The organism is Arthrobacter sp. PGP41 (genome assembly GCF_002953935.1).
In the GTDB taxonomy this organism is placed as follows: Bacteria; Actinomycetota; Actinomycetes; order Actinomycetales; family Micrococcaceae; genus Arthrobacter.
Genome location: NZ_CP026514.1, coordinates 3,429,218 through 3,448,107, shown reverse-complemented (window position 1 = coordinate 3,448,107; position 18,890 = coordinate 3,429,218). Strand labels below are relative to the sequence as shown.

Sequence of the window (18,890 nt, the reverse complement as noted above, 5' to 3'; positions counted from 1 at the left end):
ACCGAAGTTCAAGGGACGACGGCGATGGGCACCCCGGGCATCGATCGCAGCGGCAGCGGCGGCGGGGGCACCAGGACATTCGGGATCGAGGAGGAACTCCTCCTGGTGGATCCCGGCACCGGGGAGCCTGTTCCCATGGCCGCCGGGCTCCTGGAGGGGCGCCGACCGGCCCGGTCCGGAGATCCCGCTGCCGCCCCCGGCCCTGTCCTCACGGCCGAATTCCAGCAGGAAATGATCGAGGTGGTCACGCCGCCGCACCCCACCATGGCCTCGCTGGAGGCGGACATCATCGCGGGCCGGTCCCTGGCGCATGCCGCAGCCAGCCGCGTGGGGGTGCGGGTTGCGGCCCTGGGCACCTCGCCCCTGCCGTGCGATCCCCATCCGGTGCAGCTCCGGCGCTTCGCGGCCATGGCCCACGAGTACGGGCTCACCGCCAGGGAGCAGCTGACCTGCGGCTGCCACATCCACGTCTCGGTGGATTCCGCAGAAGAGGGGGTGGCGGTGCTGGACCGGATCAGGATCTGGCTGCCCGTACTGATCGCATTGAGTGCCAATTCCCCCTTCTGGCACGGCGAGGACACCGGCTACGCCAGCTACCGCTCGCAGGTCTGGAGCCGGTGGCCGTCCGCGGGTCCCCTTCAGGTCCTTGGCTCACCCGAGGCCTACCACCAGCTGGTGCACGACATGGTGAGCACCGGCGTCGCGCTGGATGAGGGAATGATTTACTTCGACGCCCGGCTGTCCCGGCACTATCCCACCGTGGAGATCCGGATCGCGGACGTCTGCCTGCGGCCTCAGAACACCGTGCTGCTGGCGGGCATCGCCCGTGGACTGGTGGAGACTGCCGCACGCGAGTGGCGGGAGGGCGTCGCACCCGCAGCTGTTCCCACCGAGTTGCTGCGGCTTGCCTGCTGGAAGGCCAGCCGCTGGGGACTGCGGGGAGAGCTGCTGGACCCGCACACATCCCGCCCAACCCCGGCGCTCGCCGTCGTAAATTCCCTCCTGAACCATGTCCGGGAAGCGCTGGAGGACATCGGGGACCTGCCGCGGGTGGAGGAACTGGTGGACGACCTGCTCTATGCCGGCACCGGCGCGTCCCGCCAGCTGGAAGTGCTGCACCGCACCGGGGATTTGGAGGAGGTGGTGGCGGACGCCGCCGACTGTACCGTGTGGATCCCCTAGGATCCCGCCCTGGTCCGGCGAGGGCAGGAGCAGCGAACGACGGCGGGCGGGCGCCCCTGGGCGCTGCGGTGGCCAAGGCCATCATCCATCGACGGTGTGGTTACGATGGAAGTGTTAGCCGCCGGCGGGGTCCGGCGGACACCAACCGTAGGGAGAAACACCATGGGTTTGGATGACAAGATCGAAAACACCGCCGAAAAGCTGGGCGGCAAGGGTAAAGAGGCCGCCGGCGAAGCAACCGGTGACGAGAACCTGAAAGCCGAAGGGCAGGCCGACCAGGCCAAGGGCGACCTGAAGCAGGCCGGAGAAAAGGTCAAGGACGCCTTCAAGAGGGATTAAATGCCTTACGGCAAGTGAAGGTGCGGCTCCAACGGAGCCGCACCTTTCCTTTTTCCTTCCCCTGCCGCTAGCGTTGAGTGCATAGTCATGCACATATGCACTCAAGGAGTTGGGCCCATTGCTGTCGGTGCTGGGGAACACCACATATCGCCGGCTGTTCGCCGCGCAGGTGGTTGCCCTGATCGGGACCGGCCTTCTGACCGTTGCCCTCGGGCTGCTGGCCTACGACCGTGCGGGCGGCAACGCCGGGGCCGTCCTGGGGACTGCACTGACGGTCAAGATGTTTGCCTACGTGGGCCTGGCGCCGGTGATCAATGCGCTGGCGGCCCGGTGGCCGACGAAGCGGGTCCTGATCGGTGCCGACATGGTGCGCGCGGCGATGGCGCTGTCCCTGCCGTTCATCACGGACGCCTGGCAGATCTACGTGGCGGTCTTCCTGCTCCAGTCCGCCTCCGCCACCTTCACTCCTGCCTTCCAGTCGCTGATCCCCACCGTCCTGCCGGATGAGCGGGACTACACCCGGGCGCTGTCCCTGTCCCGGCTGGCCTATGACCTGGAAACCCTGGCCAGCCCTGCCATAGCCGCGCTGCTGCTGACCGTGTTGGACTACGGCAACCTCTTCCTCGGGACTGTTTTCGGCTTCCTGTCCTCCGCCGCCATGGTGGCCATCAGCGCGCTGCCCAAACGCGCACCGGCTGCGGTGCCGCAGGCCTCGCTGTGGCACCGCACCACCCTGGGCGCCAGGATCTTCTGGCGGAACCGGCGGCTGCGGTCGCTTCTGGCCCTCAACCTGGTGGTCGCGGCCCCGACGGCGCTGGTGCTGGTCAACACGGTGGTCTACGTACGGGAGGTCCTGCTGCGTCCGGATACTGACCTGGCCCTGGCGCTGGCCTGCTTCGGCATGGGGTCCATGACCGTGGCGCTGTCCGCCCCGCGGGTCCTTGACCGGTTCGGTGACAGGGCCGTGATGCTCGCCGGCGCAGCCGTCATCCCCATTGCCCTGGCCGGCGCGGCCGCGCTCTCCCTGGGCCCGGCCGGAAGCGGGTGGTGGCTGCTGCTGGGCCTGTGGCTCCTGCTGGGCGCTGCCTGTGCCGCCATCCTCACGCCGTCGCCAAGGCTCCTGCGCGACGCATCCACCGAGGACACCCGGCCGTACGTTTTTACGGCCCAGTTCTCCCTCTCGCACGCCTGCTACATCCTCACCTATCCGCTGGCCGGGTGGGCGGGCGCTGCGGCGGGCCTGGACCGGGCGGCGATGGCCTTGGCAATTGTTGCGATAATAGCCAGTGCAGGAGCGTTCCTGTCCTGGCCGCGGCACGCGGACACGCCAGCCACGGAAGCCGCAGGGGAGGAACAGCACGGTGAGCAGCCAGCCCTTCGGCGAACCACGCCCCGGCCCTGACCGGCCCTCGCTGGTCCACCCGGTCACCCCCGGCCCGGAACTGCTGGAGACGGCCTCCGCCACGCTGCGGATGCTCGCCGAACCAACGCGCCTGCACCTGCTGTGGCAGCTGGCCGAGGGACCCAAGACCGTCACCCAGCTCACGGCAGCGGCGGCGGTGCCGCGCACAGTGGTGAGCCAGCACCTGGCCAAACTCCGGCTGAGCGGGCTGGTGGACACCCGCAAGGACGGCCGCCACGTGATCTATTCACTCCACGACGGCCACCTGGTGCGGCTCATCCGCGAAACCATCAACCACGCTGACCACCGCATCACGGGCGAACCCGCCCACGGCTGACGCCTCGGTGCCGGGAGGCAGGGTCAGGCCATGTCCGTGCCGAGGCTGGGATCCCGCCACTTCGCTTCGGCTGCTATGGCACGGTCGCTGGTGCGTTGCGGCGTGCTGTGACTCCTTGACTGCGTGCCGGGTTCCGGGGCCATAATCGGCTGGGCGCCGGAGTAGGGCCGCTGGGCAGGGCCGCATCATGCCGCCGAATCAAAGGAGTCCTCGAATGACGAAGTACCTGATCTCGTTCCCCGGTGAGGCAATGGTGGTCCCCGAGGAGGAGTTCGAAGCGGTGGTGGAAGACTCCCACGCCGTCATTGAGGAGGCCAAAGCTGCGGGAGTGTACGTCTTCGGCGGCGGGATCAACGAGGCCGTTGCCCCCGTGCTCGTCGCCGGGGACGGCACCGTCACCGAGGGCACCTATCCGGGCCACACCGTACCCAACGGCGGCTACGCCATACTCGAGCTGCCCTCGCGGGAGGCGGCACTGGAGTGGGCCGCGAAGATCGCCGTCGCCTGCCGCTGCGCGCAGGAAGTCAGGGAGTTCCAGTTCGACCCCGCGAGCTGACGACGACTGCCCCCGCCTTCGCGGGCGAAGCACCTCATCAGGCGTCAGGCGTTGCGTTTCAGCCAGCCCCAGACGGCAGTGGCGACGAACAGCACCAGGCCGACGACGGCCAGCCACAGCAGGCCTTTGATGACGAAGCCCAGGATGGACAGAACAAGCCAGGCAACAAGCAGTGTGATTATGAGTCCCATCCCGGAATCGTAGCCGGATTGTCCGCGCGGGGGTTCCGTCGCGGCCAGGCAGATTCCTTCGCGGGGGACTCCTGCTGCGCGTATTGACACTGTGCCTTCGCGGGCGCACGCTGATACCGCTGGGTGCCAATGTTGGCGGTGTTGACTCAGCGTGCGTCGGCCAGCCAACGCCCCCGGGTGCGGTCTGGGCGCCCCGGACGAACAGTCCAAGCACTCCCTGTCTGGAGAATCGAAATGGCCGGAGTAACCGTAAACGCCCTTGAGGCAAAGTCCTTTGACGAACCCGATGAAAAGCGCCGCCCGCCGAAGACCCAGGTGGACGTGGTCACCCTGGGCGACACCACGTTGGGAAGGTTCACCTTCGAGCCGGGCTGGCGGTGGTCCGAGACGGTAAAAACCGTGGTCCACACGGATACCTGCCAGGTGAACCACGTGGGAATCTGCACCGCAGGAACGCTCACGGTGGAATTGGAGGACGGAACGCGGGCCACGGTCAGCCCCGGCCACGCATACACCATTCCGGCCGGCCATGATGCCTGGGTGGAAGGTGACGAGGCATTCGTGGGCTACGAAGTCATGAGCGCCGCGATCTTCGCAAAGCCCGCCTGAGCCCGGAGCCTTATCCGGCAGGATAAGGGGCCGCGGTGAGGGACCGCGCCAGGTGCGCGGCGTTGCGTGCGGCCCCCGCCGTGGCGGCGGCGACCTTCCCGGGGACGCTGTCCAGGTCCTTGTAGTCCACTGTCTGCATGGCCTCGCCCACCCAGTAGGTGGCGCCCTGGGCAGGAATGGTGAAGCCGACGTCGTTCAGCCCTTGCTGCGTGTCCGCTACGGTCTTGTGGGCCCCGTCCTCGTTGCCCACCACCGCCACGACCGCCACCTTCCCGTACATGACAGGCCTTCCGGCGTCGTCCGTCTCGGCGAGGTCCGCATCCAGCCGTTCGAGCACCCTCTGGGTGATGCTGCTCGGGTGGCCCATCCAGATGGGGGTCGCCAGGACCAGGATGTCCGCCGCCAGGATGTTCTCGCGGATCCCCGGCCAGGCATCGCCGGCGCCCATGTCCACCTGGACGCCGGGCATCACATTGTGGTCCACCACCCGCACCGAACTCCCGCTGACCCCGTGCGCTGCAAGCTCGTCCAGCACGTGGCGGGCAATGAGGTCGCTGCTCGAGGGCTCGGGCGAGGGGGTCAGGGAGCAGATAAGGGCGAATGCAGTGAGGTCAGCCATCAGTCTTCCTTGCCGTCGGTGGATTTCCTTGGTGCCACTTTGTGGTTCGCAGCCGGCGGCGGGACGGACTGCCCGGCTTGTGCGTGCGTTCCTGCCTGGTTGGGAGGGGAGTCTGGCGGTTTCGCCTTGCACGATGGATAGCAAGTGTGCTTAGTATCTAAGTAGTAACCATACTTACTATCTCGACATGCCGGGGGGAGGACGCCAACTGTGAAAAGACTGTTCCTATTCTTCCTGCCCACCATCATCAGCAGGGTGCAAAAGGCCCGCAAGGCCAGGCAGCTCCGCGCGGCGCAGGCCAGGCCGCCGCGGAACCGCTTCAAAGGCTGACCCACTGACTGCTCCATCAGCTCACAACCAGGCAGCATTAGAAGGAGAAACACATGATCAGCACTGAGAACCTTTCTGCACTGACCACCGCCGGCGGACACGTCCTCGGCTCCGACGGCAGCAAGATCGGGTCCGTCGGCCAGATCTACGTTGACGACCAGACCTCCGAGGCCACCTGGGTCACGGTCAAGACCGGGCTCTTCGGCAACCACGAGTCCTTCGCACCGCTGGATTCCGCAACCCAGGAGGGCAACGACATCGTTATTGCCCACACCAAGGACAAGGTCAAGGACGCGCCGCGCGTTGCTCCCGACGGCCACCTGGAGCCCGCCGAGGAAGAGCGGCTCTACGCCTACTACGGCGTCACTGGCGGCGCAGGCTTCGCCGGCACGGACCGCGACGCGACCACGAACTCCCATGGCACCGTAGGCCACGACACCTCAGGCCCCACCACGGACGACGCCATGACCCGCTCGGAAGAGCAGCTGCACGTGGGCACTGAGCGCGAAGAGACCGGCCGTGCCCGCCTGCGCAAGCACGTGGTCACCGAGAACGTCACCACCACCGTCCCGGTCCAGCGTGAAGAAGTCCGCCTGGAGCGCGAGCCCATCACGGACGCCAACCGCGGCAACGCCATGGCCGGGCCCGCCATCAGCGAGGAAGAGCACGAGGTCATCCTCCACGAGGAGCGCCCCGTGGTTGAAAAGGAAACGGTCCCCGTGGAGCGCGTGCGCCTGGACAAGGACACCGTCACCGATGAGCACACCGTCACCGAAGAGGTCCGCAAAGAGAACGTAGAGCTCGACGACGACGGCCGCAACCGCCGCTAGGAAGCAGCGCCTTCGGGATCTGCGCTAGTTTCAAGACGCGCGGGCCGCCCTCCATCATGGAGGGCAGCCCGCGCGTTTTGGTGTCCGGTCCCGTTGGTGTCCGGCAGCCTTTACCGCACAGCTACAACGGATTCGAGCAGGTCGTATGCCGGAGTGGTGAGGAAGTCCGTGTACTCCTCCGAGAGGCAGATCCCGGAAATAATCCGGGATGCGGGCTCGTAGTACCGGCTGAACAGGTCTTCACCCACTTCACCGCGGAGTTTCCGGGTTTCCTCGGCCAGCAGGCGCTCCACCAGTTCCCGCGTCACCGTGTTGCCCGTGTCCGCCAGGACGACTGTGTTGCGGATCTGCTGCCACACCTGGGAGCGGGAGATTTCCGCGGTGGCGGCGTCCTCCATCAGGTTGTGGATGGCCACCGCCCCGTTGCCGGACAACCACACGGCCGTGTAGGCAACGGACACGTAGAGGTTGCCCCGGAGGCCGGCCTCGGTGGCTTCTCCGGGCGCCGATTCAATATCGAGCAGCTGCTCGGCGGTGACATTAACCTCAGGCCTGGTCCGCTGCACCTGGTTCGGGGCGTCGCCCAGGACACCGTCGAACACTTCCATGCAGACGGGCACCAGGTCCGGGTGCGCCACCCAGGAGCCGTCGAATCCGTCGTTGGCCTCGCGGGTCTTGTCCGCGCGCACCTTCGCGAAGGCCTGCTCGGTGACTTCCGGCTGGCGGCGGTTCGGGATGACGGCCGCCATGCCGCCCATGGCGAAGGCGCCGCGCTGGTGGCAGGTTTTGACCAGGAGCTCGGTGTACGCCCGCATGAACGGAACTGTCATCGATACAGCCGCGCGGTCCGGAAGCGTGAACTTCGGGCCGGAATCGCGGAAGTACTTGATGATGCTGAAAAGGTAGTCCCAGCGGCCGGCGTTGAGGCCGGACGCGTGGTGGCGCAGTTCGTACAGGATTTCATCCATTTCAAAGGCCGCGGGGATGGTTTCCACTAGGACGGTGGCCCGGATGGTCCCCTGCGGCAGCCCGAGGGCATCCTGCGCGTAAACGAAGATGTCATTCCACAGCCGGGCTTCGAGGTGGCTTTCCATCTTGGGCAGGTAGTAGTAGGGGCCGTGGCCGTTGTCGATGAGCTGCTTGGCGTTGTGGAAGAAGTGCAGGCCAAAGTCCACCAGGGCTCCGACGGCGGGCCGTCCGTCGAACTCCAGGTTCCGCTCCTCCATGTGCCACCCGCGGGGACGCATAATGACGACGGCGGTGGGCGCGTCAGTGCGGAGGGCATAGGTCTTGCCCTCGGGCGACGCGTAGGCCAGGGTTCCGCGGGCGGCGTCATAGAGCGAGAGCTGGCCGTCGATGACGTTGAACCACGTGGGGCAGCTGGCATCTTCAAGGTCTGCCAGCCAAACTTTTGCGCCGGAATTCAGGGCATTGATCGCCATCTTGGCGGGAGAGGCAGGGCCGGTGATCTCCACCCGGCGGTCCTGCAGGGCCGGCGGGGCGGCAGCCACTGTCCAGTCACCTTGCCGGACCGCTGCTGTCTCGGGGAGGAAGTCCAGGGTTCCGGTCCGGCTGGCTTCTGCGCGGCGGGCATGCCGCGATTCCAGGCGGGCGTCGCGTTCGGCGGCAAAACGGCTGTGGAGTTCAGCGAGGAACTCCAGGGCTTCCGGTGTCAGGATCTCGGAGGCGCGTTCAAAGGGCGGGTTGGTGATCCGGGTCAGGGGCATTGCGGGGGTCCTTTCGACGGTTTTCGCATTATGGACAATATATTCTGTCAGATGAAAAAACAATGCCTCAAAGTAAATCGGTCAGACCATTGACTAATGGTCTGACCGATACGTAGTCTCGGATCCACTTGAAGAAATTCTTCTCTCACATCGTGGAATTACTACTGGAACTTCATCCCCGTCCGCGTTTCCTCCACCTCCCTGCTCCAAACACAAAGGAGTTTTTTGTGAGCACTTACCAGCAAGTCGTGGACCCTCTCTGGGGTTCGCTGGGCCTGTCGGCCCTCTGTGCGGCGTTGCCGTTGATCCTCCTGTTTGTCCTGTTGGGCGTTTTCCGCGTGAAAGCCGCGAAAGCTGCCCTGGCCAGCCTGCTGCTGTCCATCATCCTGGCGGCCGTCGTGTGGCAGATGCCGCTGGACCAGGTGTTCAGCGCCACGGCCGCCGGCGCCTTCTATGGCTTCTTTCCCATCCTCTGGATCCTGATCAACGCCCTGTGGGTCTACAAACTCACGGTCGCCACGCCATGGTTCGATGCCCTGGGCCGGACCATCAGGTCCATCTCCAATGACCTGCGCATCCTCTCGATCTTGATCGCCTTCTGCTTCGGTGCGCTGCTGGAGTCCCTGGCAGGGTTCGGCGCACCGGTGGCCATCACCGCGGCAATGCTGATGGCGGCGGGCATGAAGCCCTTCAAGTCCGCTGTTGTGTCGTTGCTGGCCAACACCGCGCCGGTGGCCTTCGGCGCCATGGCCGCGCCGATCATCGCGCTCAACGGCGTCACCGGCCTGCCCTTGCACGACCTCTCCTCGATGGCCGGCCGCCAGACCCCCTTTATCGCCCTGGTGGTACCCCTGCTGCTCGTCTTCATCGTGGACGGCAAGCGCGGCCTGAAGCAGACCTGGCCGGTGGCCCTGGTGGCCGGCGCCGTGTTTGGAATCTTCCAGTTCATTACGTCGAACTTCTTCGCCGTTGAACTCACGGACGTGGTGGCAGCTGTAGCCACGGTAGCCGCCGTGCTGCTGATGCTGCGGGTGTGGCAGCCCCGGGAGATCATCGAGATGTCCGGGCAGGCTAGCGGCTCTGAGCAGGACGAGGAAGGGTTCACCCCAGGTCCCGTCACGGGCGGCCGCCCCTCCCCGGGAAGGGTTCCGGCCTCTGCCTCCGTGACCGAGGCCGTCTCCGCAGCGGCAACCACCCGGGTCATGGCGCCTGCCGGCAGCACCGCACAGCGGCCCGGGCCGCGGGAAATCTGGATGGCCGTAGCCCCGTACCTGATCATCATGGCCATCTTCTCCATCGCCCAGATTCCGGCGGTAAAGAACTGGCTCAGCGTGGCCGGAAGCGTAAGCTTTGCGTGGCCGGGCCTGGACGTTGTGGACGCGGACGGAAAGCACGTGGCGGCGCAGAAGTTCAAGTTCGACCACCTCAAGGCCACCGGCACGCTCCTGCTGATCTCGGGCATGATCACCATGGCCCTGTACCGCATTCCGGCAGCCGCCGGCTTCCGCATCTACGGGGAAACCCTCAAGCAGCTGCGGTGGACCATCGTGACCGTGATGTCCGTCCTGGGCCTGTCCTTCGTCATGAACCTGTCCGGGCAGACCACCTCCCTGGGCCTGGCGCTCGCCTCGGCCGGCGGATTCTTCGCTGTCCTTTCACCGGTGATCGGCTGGCTGGGCGTCGCCCTGACCGGCTCCGACACCTCTTCCAACTCCCTCTTCGGCCAGCTCCAGGTTTCGGCAGCCGAACAGACCGGCCTGCCTCCGGTCCTTATGGCGGCGGCCAACTCCTCCGCCGGCGTCATGGGCAAGATGCTCTCCCTGCAGAACCTGGCGGTGGCAGCAGCCGCGGTGGGCCTGGAGGGATCCGAAGGCACACTCTTCAGGAAGCTCCTGGGCTGGAGCCTTGGGCTCCTGGCCATCATGATCGTCCTGGTCCTGCTGCAGTCAACACCTGTTCTTGGCTGGATGGTTCCCTAAACGTCCCGCCGCCCTTACAAATGAGACAGGGCCGGGGGAGTGCGTCCGCCCCCGGCCCCCATGCCCACAGAAACAAAGAGGTTTCCCTTCCATGAGTACATCGGCAGTTGCAACAGCATCATCGGCGCTTCTTACTGCAAGCGCACATGCTTCCACGGACCTGGACGAACGTGTCCGGGTGAGCACGGACCGCTCCGGCTACGTGCCTCCCAGCCTCCCGGACGGCGTCGTATACGCCACCAGCACGGAGGAGGTGGTGGCCACCATGAAACTGGCGGCAGCCCACAACGTGCCGGTTGTTCCCCGCGGGGCCGGGACGGGCCTGGCCGCCGGAGCGTCGGCCCGGGCGGGCGAAGTGGTCCTGGACATGGCCCGCATGAACCGGATCCTCCACATCGACCCGGTGGAGCAGTTGGCGGTGGTTGAACCCGGCGTCCTTAACGCGGACGTGAACGCCGCCGCCCGGGAGCACGGACTCTTCTATGCCCCGGATCCGGCCAGCACGGCCATCTGTTCCATCGGCGGCAACATCGCCACCAACGCCGGCGGCATGTGGTGCGCAAAATACGGCGTCACCCGGGAATCCGTCCTGGCGCTGCGTGTTGTCCTGCCCGATGGCAGGGTACTGCGCACGGGAAGGAACACCATCAAGGGCGTCACCGGGTACGACCTGAATGCCCTGATGATCGGTTCCGAAGGAACACTGGGCGTGGTGGTGGAGGCCACCCTGCGCCTGCGGCCACGGCCGGTCCAGACCGCCACCGTTGCCGCGTATTTCCCGGATGTGGATGCCGCCGCCCTGGCTGCCTCCGCCATCATCGCCGCGCGCCTGCAGCCCTCGGTGCTGGAACTTATGGACGGTCCCACCCTGGAAGCCGTTGACGCGGCGCACGGCACCAGCCACCGATCCAAGGGCGGCGCCTTCCTGCTGGCGCAGACCGACGGCTACGGCGCATTCCTGGAGCAGGACGTCCTCCTCCAGGCCATCCAGCCGTTCGCCAGCCACATCGAGAAGGCGGAGGACACGGCGGCAGCGGATGCGCTCGTGGCCACCCGGCGGGAAGCCATCCCGTCACTTGAGAAGCTTGGCCGGGTATCCATCTGCGACATCGGCGTGCCGCGGAACCGGCTGGCGGCAGTTTTCGCCGGCCTGGAGGACATTTCCCGGAAGACCGGCGTCCGGATTTTCAACGTGGCGCACGCAGCAGACGGCAACCTCCACCCGATGATCGTCGTCGAACCTGGCGAATCCATCACCGAAGGACCTGCCAAAAAGGCCCTTGGCGACATGTTCTACCTGGCACAACGCCTGGGCGGCACGCTTACGGGCGAGCACGGCGTGGGCCTGCTCAAGCGCGACTGGCTCGAGGATGAGCTCGGCGGGATCTCGCTCGAACTCCAGCGCGCCATCCGCAATGTCTTCGACCCCCAGGGAATCCTCAACCCCGGCAAGGCGATCTAGCAGTCCGAGCCGCCGCAGCGGCGGCGGTGGAAAGGGGTGGCGGCGCCGGTTCTGTTGCCCCTTTCCGCCGTCGGCACTCCGGCGGGAACGCAGTGATGGATGGTCCGGTAGGGCAGGATGGAAGCATGGCCGAATCAGCAGCGGAATCCTCACCGAAGCGGACTTACGATGTCCTGCTGGACGACGTCGAAGCGGGCCTGCGGTCCGGACGCTTCAAGGCAGGGGACCAGCTTCCGGGAGAACGCATCCTGGCGGAAACCTACGGCATCTCGCGTGCCTCTGTCCGCGAAGCCATGCGCCTCCTCGACGCCATGGGGATCCTCCGCAGCTCGAACAAGTCCGGCCCCAAGTCCGGCGCCGTCATCGTCTCAGAGCCGTCGGCCGGACTGTCTTCCACGCTCCGCCTGCACGTCGCCAGCAGCCGCCTTCCCGTGGAAGACATCGTCGAGGCCCGCATCCTCCTGGAAACCTGGGCGGCCCGGACCGCGGCCGAAAGGGACAATCCGGAGGGCATCCAGCGGGCCAGGGAGCTGCTCCTGGCGATGGATGCCCCGGACATCGATCCGGAAACGTTCCACGCCCTGGACGCGCAGTTCCACCTGGCCCTCAGTGCCCTGGCCGGAAACGCGGTAATCGAAACCATCATGGATTCCCTCAGCGGTTCCATCCGCGGCTACATCAAGGACGCCCTTGCGGCCCTGGGCCAGTGGCCGGTGGTGCTCGCTGAGCTGAGGGCGCACCACCACGCAATTTTCAACGCCGTGGAAGCACGGAACGCGGACCTTGCCGCGGACCTGCTCCGCCGCCACATTGGCTGGCTCCACGAGCAGACGGCCAGGGCCCGACCCTGATCATGCCCGGCGCCTAGCCGGCAGCAGCGTCCGACGGCGGCAGGTCGGCTTCCGGCCCCGGCGTGCCTCCCATCGCGGCCACCAGCCGTTCGCGGGCGCGGCCGAGGTGGATGTCCAGCAGCTGGGCGGCTTCGTCCCCGCGGCCGGCCTCGATGAGTTCCAGCAGCTTCTGGTGCTCGGCCTGGATCAGGGCAGTGTCCAGGAGGTGCAGTGACTGCACGCGGGACATGCACAGGCGGACTTCCCCCACCAGGGACAGGTACATCCGGCTGATGCGTTGGTTGCCCACCGCGTCAATCAGGCTTGTGTGGAACCGCATGTCCGGTTCCACAACGTCAAGCGGGGCGCCGGTCTTCAGGGCGGCAATGTCGTTGTTGGCCTGCACGGCACCCGCCGGCACCGTCCGGCCGGACGCCAGCCGCCGGAGCACTTCGCTTTCCAGGTACGCCCTGGCCAGGTAGATGTCGCGGACGGATTCCGGCCCCAGGTCCACCACCCGCGCTGTCTTGTGGGCGCCGCGGTCCAGCAGCCCCTCGGCGACGAGCTTCTCGATCGAGGCCTTGGCGGTGGGGCGGGCCACCTCGTAGGAAGACGCCACGTCCGTCTCGGTGAGCGCCACGCCCGAGCCGAGTTCACCGGAGAAGACGCGGCTCCGTAAATCCGCGGCGATCGCATCCACGATCGAGACTGCTGCAACACGTCCGGCCACTGGCGTTCCTCCCAAAACTGTCCCCGGTTCCCTATTTTGCCAGACAAGTCAGCATCTGAACTTGACCGTCATGTGTACTTGTTAGACAATTTGAAGGCGCCACGGAGTTGTGACGCCTAACACACATCTGGAGACACATGTTTCAGCAGATCCTTGATCCCATTGCCGGGTCCCTACTGATTTCCGCCCTCTGTGCGGCCCTTCCGCTCATCCTGCTTTTCGTCCTTCTGGGCGTCTTCAGGGTCAAGGCACCCATAGCGGCCCTGGCCAGCCTTGCGCTTTCCCTCGTCTTGGCCGTCATCGGCTGGCGGATGCCGGCCGGCCAGGCCCTGGCCGCCACTGCCGCCGGGATGTTCTACGGACTGTTCCCCATCCTGTGGATCCTGGTCAACGCGCTGTGGATCTACCGGCTTACCGTGGCCACGCCGTGGTTTGAAGTGCTCGGCCGCACCATCCGGTCCATTTCAAACGACCTGCGGATCCTCTCGATCCTGATCGCCTTCTGTTTCGGCGCGCTGCTGGAGTCGCTGGCCGGTTTCGGCGCGCCGGTGGCCATTTCGGCGGCAATGCTGATGGCGGCCGGCATGAAGCCGCTGAAGTCGGCCGTGGTCTCGCTGCTGGCCAACACCGCGCCGGTGGCGTTCGGCGCCATGGCCGCGCCGATCATCGCCCTCAACGGGGTCACCGGCCTGCCGCTCCATGACCTGTCCTCGATGGCCGGCCGCCAGACGCCCTTCATCGCCCTGATCGTGCCCCTGCTGCTCGTCTTCATCGTGGACGGCAAGCGCGGCCTCAAGCAGACCTGGCCCGTGGCCCTGGTGGCCGGCACCGCCTTCGGGGCCGCCCAGTTCGTCACCTCCAACTACCTCGCCGTCGAACTGACGGACGTGGTGGCCGCCGTCGTCACCGTGGCCGCGGTCCTGCTGATGCTCAAGGTCTGGCAGCCGGCGGAAAACGTTGGCATCGAAGGCGCCGTGGAGGTTGCGCCGGAAACCGCGCATGCAGGAGCCGGCGCCCGCGCGGGTGCCCGCTCCGCCGGGCCGGCAAACGGAACAGATTCTACTGCGCCAGCCGCTGGAACCGCCGCCGCAGCCGGCGCCAGCATTCCCACTGACAACTCCCGGCCCGGGCCGCGCCAGATCTGGATGGCGATCGCCCCCTACCTGATCATCATCGCGGTGTTCTCGGTGGCCCAGATCCCGTTCGTGAAGGCATGGCTGGGCCAGGTTGGCAGCGTGACATTCGCCTGGCCGGGTCTGGACATCACCGATTCCGCCGGCAAGCCCGTGGCGGCAACAAAGTTCAAGCTGGACCACTTCAAGGCCACCGGCACCCTGCTCCTGCTCTCCGGCATCATCACCATGGCGCTCTACAAGATCACCGCATCGCAGGGCCTGCGCATCTACCGGGACACCCTGGTGCAGCTGCGCTGGACCATCGTCACAGTGACCGCCGTCCTGGGACTGTCCTTCGTCATGAACCTGTCCGGCCAGACCACCACGCTGGGGTTCGCCCTGGCCTCGGCCGGCGGCTTCTTCGCCCTCCTTTCGCCGCTGATCGGCTGGATCGGTGTTGCCCTGACCGGCTCGGACACCTCCTCCAACTCGCTGTTCGGGCAGATGCAGGCCACCGCCGCCCAGCAGACCGGACTGTCGCCGGTGCTGATGGCAGCCTCCAACTCCTCAGCCGGCGTGATGGGCAAGATGCTGTCGCTGCAGAACCTGGCGGTCGCCTCGGCAGCGGTGGGCCTGGACGGCGCCGAGGGCACCCTCTTCCGCAAGCTCATCGGCTGGAGCCTGGGCCTCCTGGCCCTCATCACAGTGCTGATCTACCTGCAGTCCACCCCTGTCCTGGGCTGGATGGTTCCCTGATGCCGTCCCTGGACCTCGCCGGCCTCCGCGCGGCCGTCAGCGATCCCGCCCAGGTCAAGACCCGGGCCATCGACCTCCACGCCAATGCCCACGACGCCTCGCACTTCCTGCTCATCCCGCAGGCCGTGGTGACGGCCAAAAACGCGGCGGACGTGGGCGGGCTCCTGCGGGCGAGCGCCGAACAGGGCGTCCCGCTGACCTTCCGCTCGGGCGGCACCAGCCTCAGTGGCCAGGCGGTCACCGACGGCGTGCTGGTGGACGTGCGGCGCAACTTCAGGGACGTTGAAGTGCTCGACGGCGGCGCACGGGTCCGGGTGCAGCCCGGTGTCACCGTGCGGGCACTGAATGCGAGGCTGGCACCGTACGGCCGCAAGTTCGGCCCGGATCCGGCCAGCGAGGCGGCCTGCACCATCGGCGGCGTGGTGGCCAACAACTCGTCCGGAATGAACTGCGGCACGGTGGACAACGCCTACCGGACGCTGGAATCCCTCACGGTGGTGCTGCCCTCGGGCACGGTCATCGACACAGGGGCGCCGGATGCGGACCGCAAGCTGCGGACGCTGGAACCGGAACTGTACGAAGGCCTGGCGCAGCTTGCCGCCCGGGTGCGCGGCAACAGCGAGTCCGTCCGCCGGATCCGGCAGCAGTTTTCCATGAAGAACACCATGGGCTACGGCCTGAACTCGCTGCTGGACCACAGCACCCCGGTGGACATCATGGCCCACCTGATCGTGGGCAGCGAAGGCACGCTGGGCTTCGTGGCGGAGGCGGTGTTCCGCACCATCCCGCGGCTGCAGCATGCCGCCACGGGGCTGCTGGTCTTCCCGGACCTGCAGGCAGCGAACGCTGCGCTGCCGGAGCTGGTGGGGACCGGCGCGGCCACGGTGGAACTCATGGACGCCCTGTCCCTGAAGGTGGGCCAGGCGCTGAAGGGGACTCCCGCCGTCGTGCGCGATCTTGTGGTGCGGGACCATGCCGCGCTGCTGGTTGAATATTCGGCCGAAGGGCCGGACCAGCTGGACGCCCTGCGGCAGGGCGGCGAGGGCATCCTGCCGGGGCTGAACCTCTCGGCCGAGGCCCGGTTCACCGGGGATGCCTCGGCGCGGGCCGGGCTATGGCACCTCCGCAAGGGCTTGTACGCCTCGGTGGCCGGCGCCCGCCCGCAGGGAACCACGGCCCTGCTGGAGGACATTGTGGTGCCCGTGCCGGCGCTGGGCCGGACGTGCCGGGAACTGATCGGGCTGTTCGACAAGTACAGCTACAGCAACAGCGTGATCTTCGGCCACGCCAAGGACGGCAACGTCCACTTCATGCTCACGGACGGGTTCACCACGGCCGAGGAACTGGACAGGTACAGCTCGTTCACGGAGGACATGGTGGACCTGGTCCTGGCCGAGGGCGGCTCGCTCAAGGCCGAGCACGGCACCGGCCGGGTGATGGCGCCCTACGTGCGGCGGCAGTACGGGGACGAGCTGTACGGCGTGATGCGCAGGATCAAGCAGCTGTTCGATCCCGCCGGGATGCTGAACCCCGGCGTCCTCATGGACGACGATCCGCAGGCGCACCTGCGCCACATCAAGACGGCGCCGCCGGTGGCCGAGGAGGTGGACCGCTGCGTCTCCTGCGGCTACTGCGAGCCGGTGTGCCCCAGCAAGGACCTGACGCTGACGCCGCGGCAGCGGATCGTCACCCTGCGCGCCATCGAATCCGCGCGCCTGGCCGGAGACACGGCGCTGGTGAAGCAGCTGGAAAAGGACTACGACTACGAGTCCGTGCAGACCTGCGCCGTGGACGGCATGTGCCAGACGGCCTGTCCCGTGGACATCAACACCGGCCAGCTGGTCAAGCGGATCCGGCGCTCCGATGCCGGGCCCGTGGCCAACGGCGCCTGGAACGCCGCCGCGAAGCACTGGGAAGGCGTCACCCGCGGAGCGTCGCTGGCCCTCACCGTGGTGGACAAGCTCCCGGCCGCGGCCGTGGGCGCACCCAACAAGGCTGCCCGGGCGGTCCTGGGGACGGACACGGTGCCGCTGTACTCGCCGGAGCTGCCGGGCGGAGGTTCCGTGCGGAAACGTCCGACGCCGGACGGGCCGCCGGACGCCGTCTACTTCCCTGCGTGCGTGGGGACGATGTTCGGGCCGGCGGGACAGGCTGGTTCCGGCCAGGCCGGTCCTGCCGGTGCGTCTCCAGGCCGCGGCGTCCAGTACAGCTTCGAGCAGCTGTGCGGACGTGCGGGCATTACGCTGATGGTGCCGGCGGGCATCGACGGGCTCTGCTGCGGCACTCCCTGGTCCTCCAAGGGCATGGTGGCCGGCCAGGCGACCATGCAGGAGAAGACGGTGGCCGCGCTGCGGGAGGCCACCCGGGACGGCGAGCTTGCCATCATCTGCGATGCGTCGTCCTGCACCGAGGGCTTGCGCCAGGCCGTGGAATCGGACGTCCCGCTGGCGGGCCAGCGGCCGCTGCGGATCGTGGACGCCGTGGACTTCGCCGCCGAGCACATCCTGCCCAAGCTGCCGGAGCATTCGAAGCTCGAGTCGCTGGCCCTGCACCCCACCTGCTCCTCCACGCGCATGGGGATCAACGGTTCCCTGGATGCGGTGGCGGCTGCAGTGGCGGACAAGGTGGATGTTCCGGTGAACTGGGGCTGCTGTGCGTTCGCGGGGGACCGGGGCATGCTCCACCCCGAACTTACGGCGTCCGCCACCCGGAAGCAGGGGGAGGAAGTTGCGCAGCTGGGCGCCGCGGCCCATGCGTCGTGCAACCGGACCTGCGAACTGGGCATGACCCGGGCCACAGGTGCCGATTACCGGCACGTGCTGGAGCTGCTGGAAGAGGTGACGCGGTGACGGGACGGCCCTTCCGGCCGGCTGCCGCCCGGGTGCATGAAGGGGGCCGCCTCCACGCTGGAGGCGGCCCGATTGAGCGCAACCCTAGAACTTGTCCTTACCCGCGTTGGGGTTCTTCGGGTTCTCCCTATTGCTGCCGTTCCCGCCGTTATTGATGCACTGCCAGCCCCCATCGACCTTGGTGACGGTCTGCCCGCCGGGACAGGCGATGGGAGCGGCCGAAGCCGCAGATGCCACGACGACGAGAGTCGTGAACAGGAGCCCGGCCAATTCATCCGGCAGCGCTGATGTCTGACGATGAGTACGAGGCGCTGGTCGAAACCAGCTACCTGTTGCGGTCCCTGAGAATGCACGCCGCTTGATACCCGCTTTTGAAGCCGCCTGGGCGGGTGAAACTGTCAGTTGCGGCCTGCCCGAACCTTGACCGCTCGCGCGCTCGCCTTGGCTGCGGAAGGGAGGGCCAAGGATGGGAGACAGCCGGGTAGCGAGTAGTCCGGGCTAAGAGACGGGTAGTGCCAGCGGAAAAAACAAGTACCTGGAAGCCTCTCGGCACGCTGGATGGTTTCTTGTTCCGGACATACACTGGCCAAGTCTCATTGGCTTGATAACAATCGGTACATCTCACGGTTCGGTGCTGGGGACGCCCGCGACTGGCAGAACGTAGGACGCCATGTCTGTGCGCAGTCTCCCGAATTGTCATACTCCGAGGGTCCGGGTGCGCGCGTGGAATCCGGAAGACGCCCCAATGAACCCCGCCATCATCATGCTGCGCATGGGCCGGCAGTCTCACTTCCACGCGCCCCGGATTAACGCACATGCCCCGGGCGGAATGAACGGCCCGAAGGCGACCGAGGCGCAGCCTGCTGACCCCGCAAACTTCCTCGTCGGTTCCTCCGAGCTCTGGAATTCCGGCGAACCAACGTTTCCGTTTACGGCCCGATAGAAGGCTTCGCGCCGTGTTCGAAGGGCACGGCGCACGATCCACCTAAAGTCAGACGCTTGCCGCGACGCCTGACGAAACACTAGGGAGAAGAATGAAGCCGCCAT

Annotated in this window: 18 protein-coding genes; 13 read left to right on the top strand and 5 right to left on the bottom strand. The window is 66.9% G+C overall.

From position 1 onward, the window contains the following. The first annotated feature begins 24 nt into the window (after positions 1–24). The 5 genes from C3B78_RS15795 (at position 25) to C3B78_RS15775 (ending at position 3,816) form a co-directional block, all read left to right on the top strand. Positions 25–1,182 carry a carboxylate-amine ligase gene (locus tag C3B78_RS15795; protein ID WP_104998896.1) on the top strand — a complete coding sequence of 386 codons (1,158 nt, stop codon included), beginning with the start codon at positions 25–27 and terminating at the stop codon, positions 1,180–1,182. A 162-nt stretch (positions 1,183–1,344) separates the two neighbouring features. After that, positions 1,345–1,521 carry a CsbD family protein gene (locus tag C3B78_RS15790; RefSeq protein ID WP_104998895.1) on the top strand — a complete coding sequence of 59 codons (177 nt, stop codon included), beginning with the start codon at positions 1,345–1,347 and terminating at the stop codon, positions 1,519–1,521. Positions 1,522–1,639: 118 nt separating this feature from the next. Further along, positions 1,640–2,923, top strand: coding sequence for an MFS transporter (locus C3B78_RS15785; RefSeq protein WP_104998894.1), 1,284 nt, complete (start codon positions 1,640–1,642; stop codon positions 2,921–2,923). Continuing rightward, the gene (locus C3B78_RS15780; protein ID WP_104998893.1) at positions 2,883–3,260 is read left to right on the top strand and encodes an ArsR/SmtB family transcription factor; all 378 of its coding nucleotides are present in this window, start codon (positions 2,883–2,885) and stop codon (positions 3,258–3,260) included. Before C3B78_RS15785 ends, C3B78_RS15780 begins: the two co-directional genes overlap by 41 nt. A 214-nt stretch (positions 3,261–3,474) precedes the next feature. Continuing rightward, entirely contained in the window at positions 3,475–3,816 is a 342-nt protein-coding gene (locus C3B78_RS15775) for a YciI family protein (protein ID WP_104998892.1), read from the top strand. 44 nt (positions 3,817–3,860) lie between these two features. On the opposite strand, the gene C3B78_RS19895 is transcribed toward C3B78_RS15775, so the two are convergent. Beyond that, on the bottom strand, positions 3,861–4,007 hold the full coding sequence (locus tag C3B78_RS19895) for a hypothetical protein (RefSeq protein WP_199775269.1): 147 nt from the start codon (positions 4,005–4,007) through the stop codon (positions 3,861–3,863). A 234-nt stretch (positions 4,008–4,241) separates the two neighbouring features. Here C3B78_RS19895 and C3B78_RS15770 point away from each other — a divergent pair, with 234 nt between their 5' ends. Then, positions 4,242–4,616: a cupin domain-containing protein gene (locus C3B78_RS15770; protein WP_104998891.1), complete on the top strand. Its 375-nt coding sequence runs from the start codon at positions 4,242–4,244 to the stop codon at positions 4,614–4,616. A gap of 10 nt (positions 4,617–4,626) precedes the next feature. Here C3B78_RS15770 and C3B78_RS15765 read toward each other — a convergent pair whose 3' ends face one another. Further along, positions 4,627–5,235: a flavodoxin family protein gene (locus C3B78_RS15765; protein ID WP_104998890.1), complete on the bottom strand. Its 609-nt coding sequence runs from the start codon at positions 5,233–5,235 to the stop codon at positions 4,627–4,629. Between the two features lie 383 nt (positions 5,236–5,618). Between C3B78_RS15765 and C3B78_RS15760 the strand changes: the two genes are divergently transcribed. After that, on the top strand, positions 5,619–6,395 hold the full coding sequence (locus tag C3B78_RS15760) for a YsnF/AvaK domain-containing protein (protein ID WP_104998889.1): 777 nt from the start codon (positions 5,619–5,621) through the stop codon (positions 6,393–6,395). 110 nt (positions 6,396–6,505) lie between these two features. Here C3B78_RS15760 and aceB read toward each other — a convergent pair whose 3' ends face one another. Continuing rightward, positions 6,506–8,122: a malate synthase A gene (gene aceB, locus C3B78_RS15755; protein ID WP_104998888.1), complete on the bottom strand. Its 1,617-nt coding sequence runs from the start codon at positions 8,120–8,122 to the stop codon at positions 6,506–6,508. 227 nt (positions 8,123–8,349) lie between these two features. On the opposite strand from aceB, the gene C3B78_RS15750 reads away from it, so the two are divergent. The 3 genes from C3B78_RS15750 (at position 8,350) to C3B78_RS15740 (ending at position 12,414) form a co-directional block, all read left to right on the top strand. Continuing rightward, complete coding sequence (locus C3B78_RS15750; RefSeq protein ID WP_104998887.1) at positions 8,350–10,101, top strand: L-lactate permease; 1,752 nt, start codon at positions 8,350–8,352, stop codon at positions 10,099–10,101. A gap of 91 nt (positions 10,102–10,192) precedes the next feature. Then, positions 10,193–11,563: an FAD-binding oxidoreductase gene (locus C3B78_RS15745; RefSeq protein ID WP_104998886.1), complete on the top strand. Its 1,371-nt coding sequence runs from the start codon at positions 10,193–10,195 to the stop codon at positions 11,561–11,563. A 125-nt stretch (positions 11,564–11,688) separates the two neighbouring features. Continuing rightward, positions 11,689–12,414, top strand: coding sequence for a FadR/GntR family transcriptional regulator (locus C3B78_RS15740; protein WP_104998885.1), 726 nt, complete (start codon positions 11,689–11,691; stop codon positions 12,412–12,414). A 13-nt stretch (positions 12,415–12,427) separates the two neighbouring features. On the opposite strand, the gene C3B78_RS15735 is transcribed toward C3B78_RS15740, so the two are convergent. Then, positions 12,428–13,123 carry a GntR family transcriptional regulator gene (locus C3B78_RS15735; RefSeq protein ID WP_104998884.1) on the bottom strand — a complete coding sequence of 232 codons (696 nt, stop codon included), beginning with the start codon at positions 13,121–13,123 and terminating at the stop codon, positions 12,428–12,430. Positions 13,124–13,260: 137 nt separating this feature from the next. On the opposite strand from C3B78_RS15735, the gene C3B78_RS15730 reads away from it, so the two are divergent. Both C3B78_RS15730 and C3B78_RS15725 read left to right on the top strand, forming a co-directional pair. Beyond that, positions 13,261–14,994, top strand: a complete 1,734-nt coding sequence (locus tag C3B78_RS15730) for an L-lactate permease (protein WP_104998883.1) — start codon at positions 13,261–13,263, stop codon at positions 14,992–14,994. Further along, the gene (locus tag C3B78_RS15725; RefSeq protein WP_104998882.1) at positions 14,994–17,843 is read left to right on the top strand and encodes an FAD-binding and (Fe-S)-binding domain-containing protein; all 2,850 of its coding nucleotides are present in this window, start codon (positions 14,994–14,996) and stop codon (positions 17,841–17,843) included. The genes C3B78_RS15730 and C3B78_RS15725 overlap by 1 nt, the downstream gene beginning before the upstream one ends. Positions 17,844–17,927: 84 nt before the next feature. Here the strand turns inward: C3B78_RS15725 and C3B78_RS15720 are convergent, their stop codons facing one another. Further along, the gene (locus tag C3B78_RS15720) at positions 17,928–18,080 is read right to left on the bottom strand and encodes a hypothetical protein (protein WP_158677276.1); all 153 of its coding nucleotides are present in this window, start codon (positions 18,078–18,080) and stop codon (positions 17,928–17,930) included. 508 nt (positions 18,081–18,588) lie between these two features. Between C3B78_RS15720 and C3B78_RS15715 the strand changes: the two genes are divergently transcribed. Beyond that, entirely contained in the window at positions 18,589–18,786 is a 198-nt protein-coding gene (locus tag C3B78_RS15715) for a hypothetical protein (RefSeq protein ID WP_104998880.1), read from the top strand. The last annotated feature ends 104 nt before the right edge of the window (positions 18,787–18,890 follow it).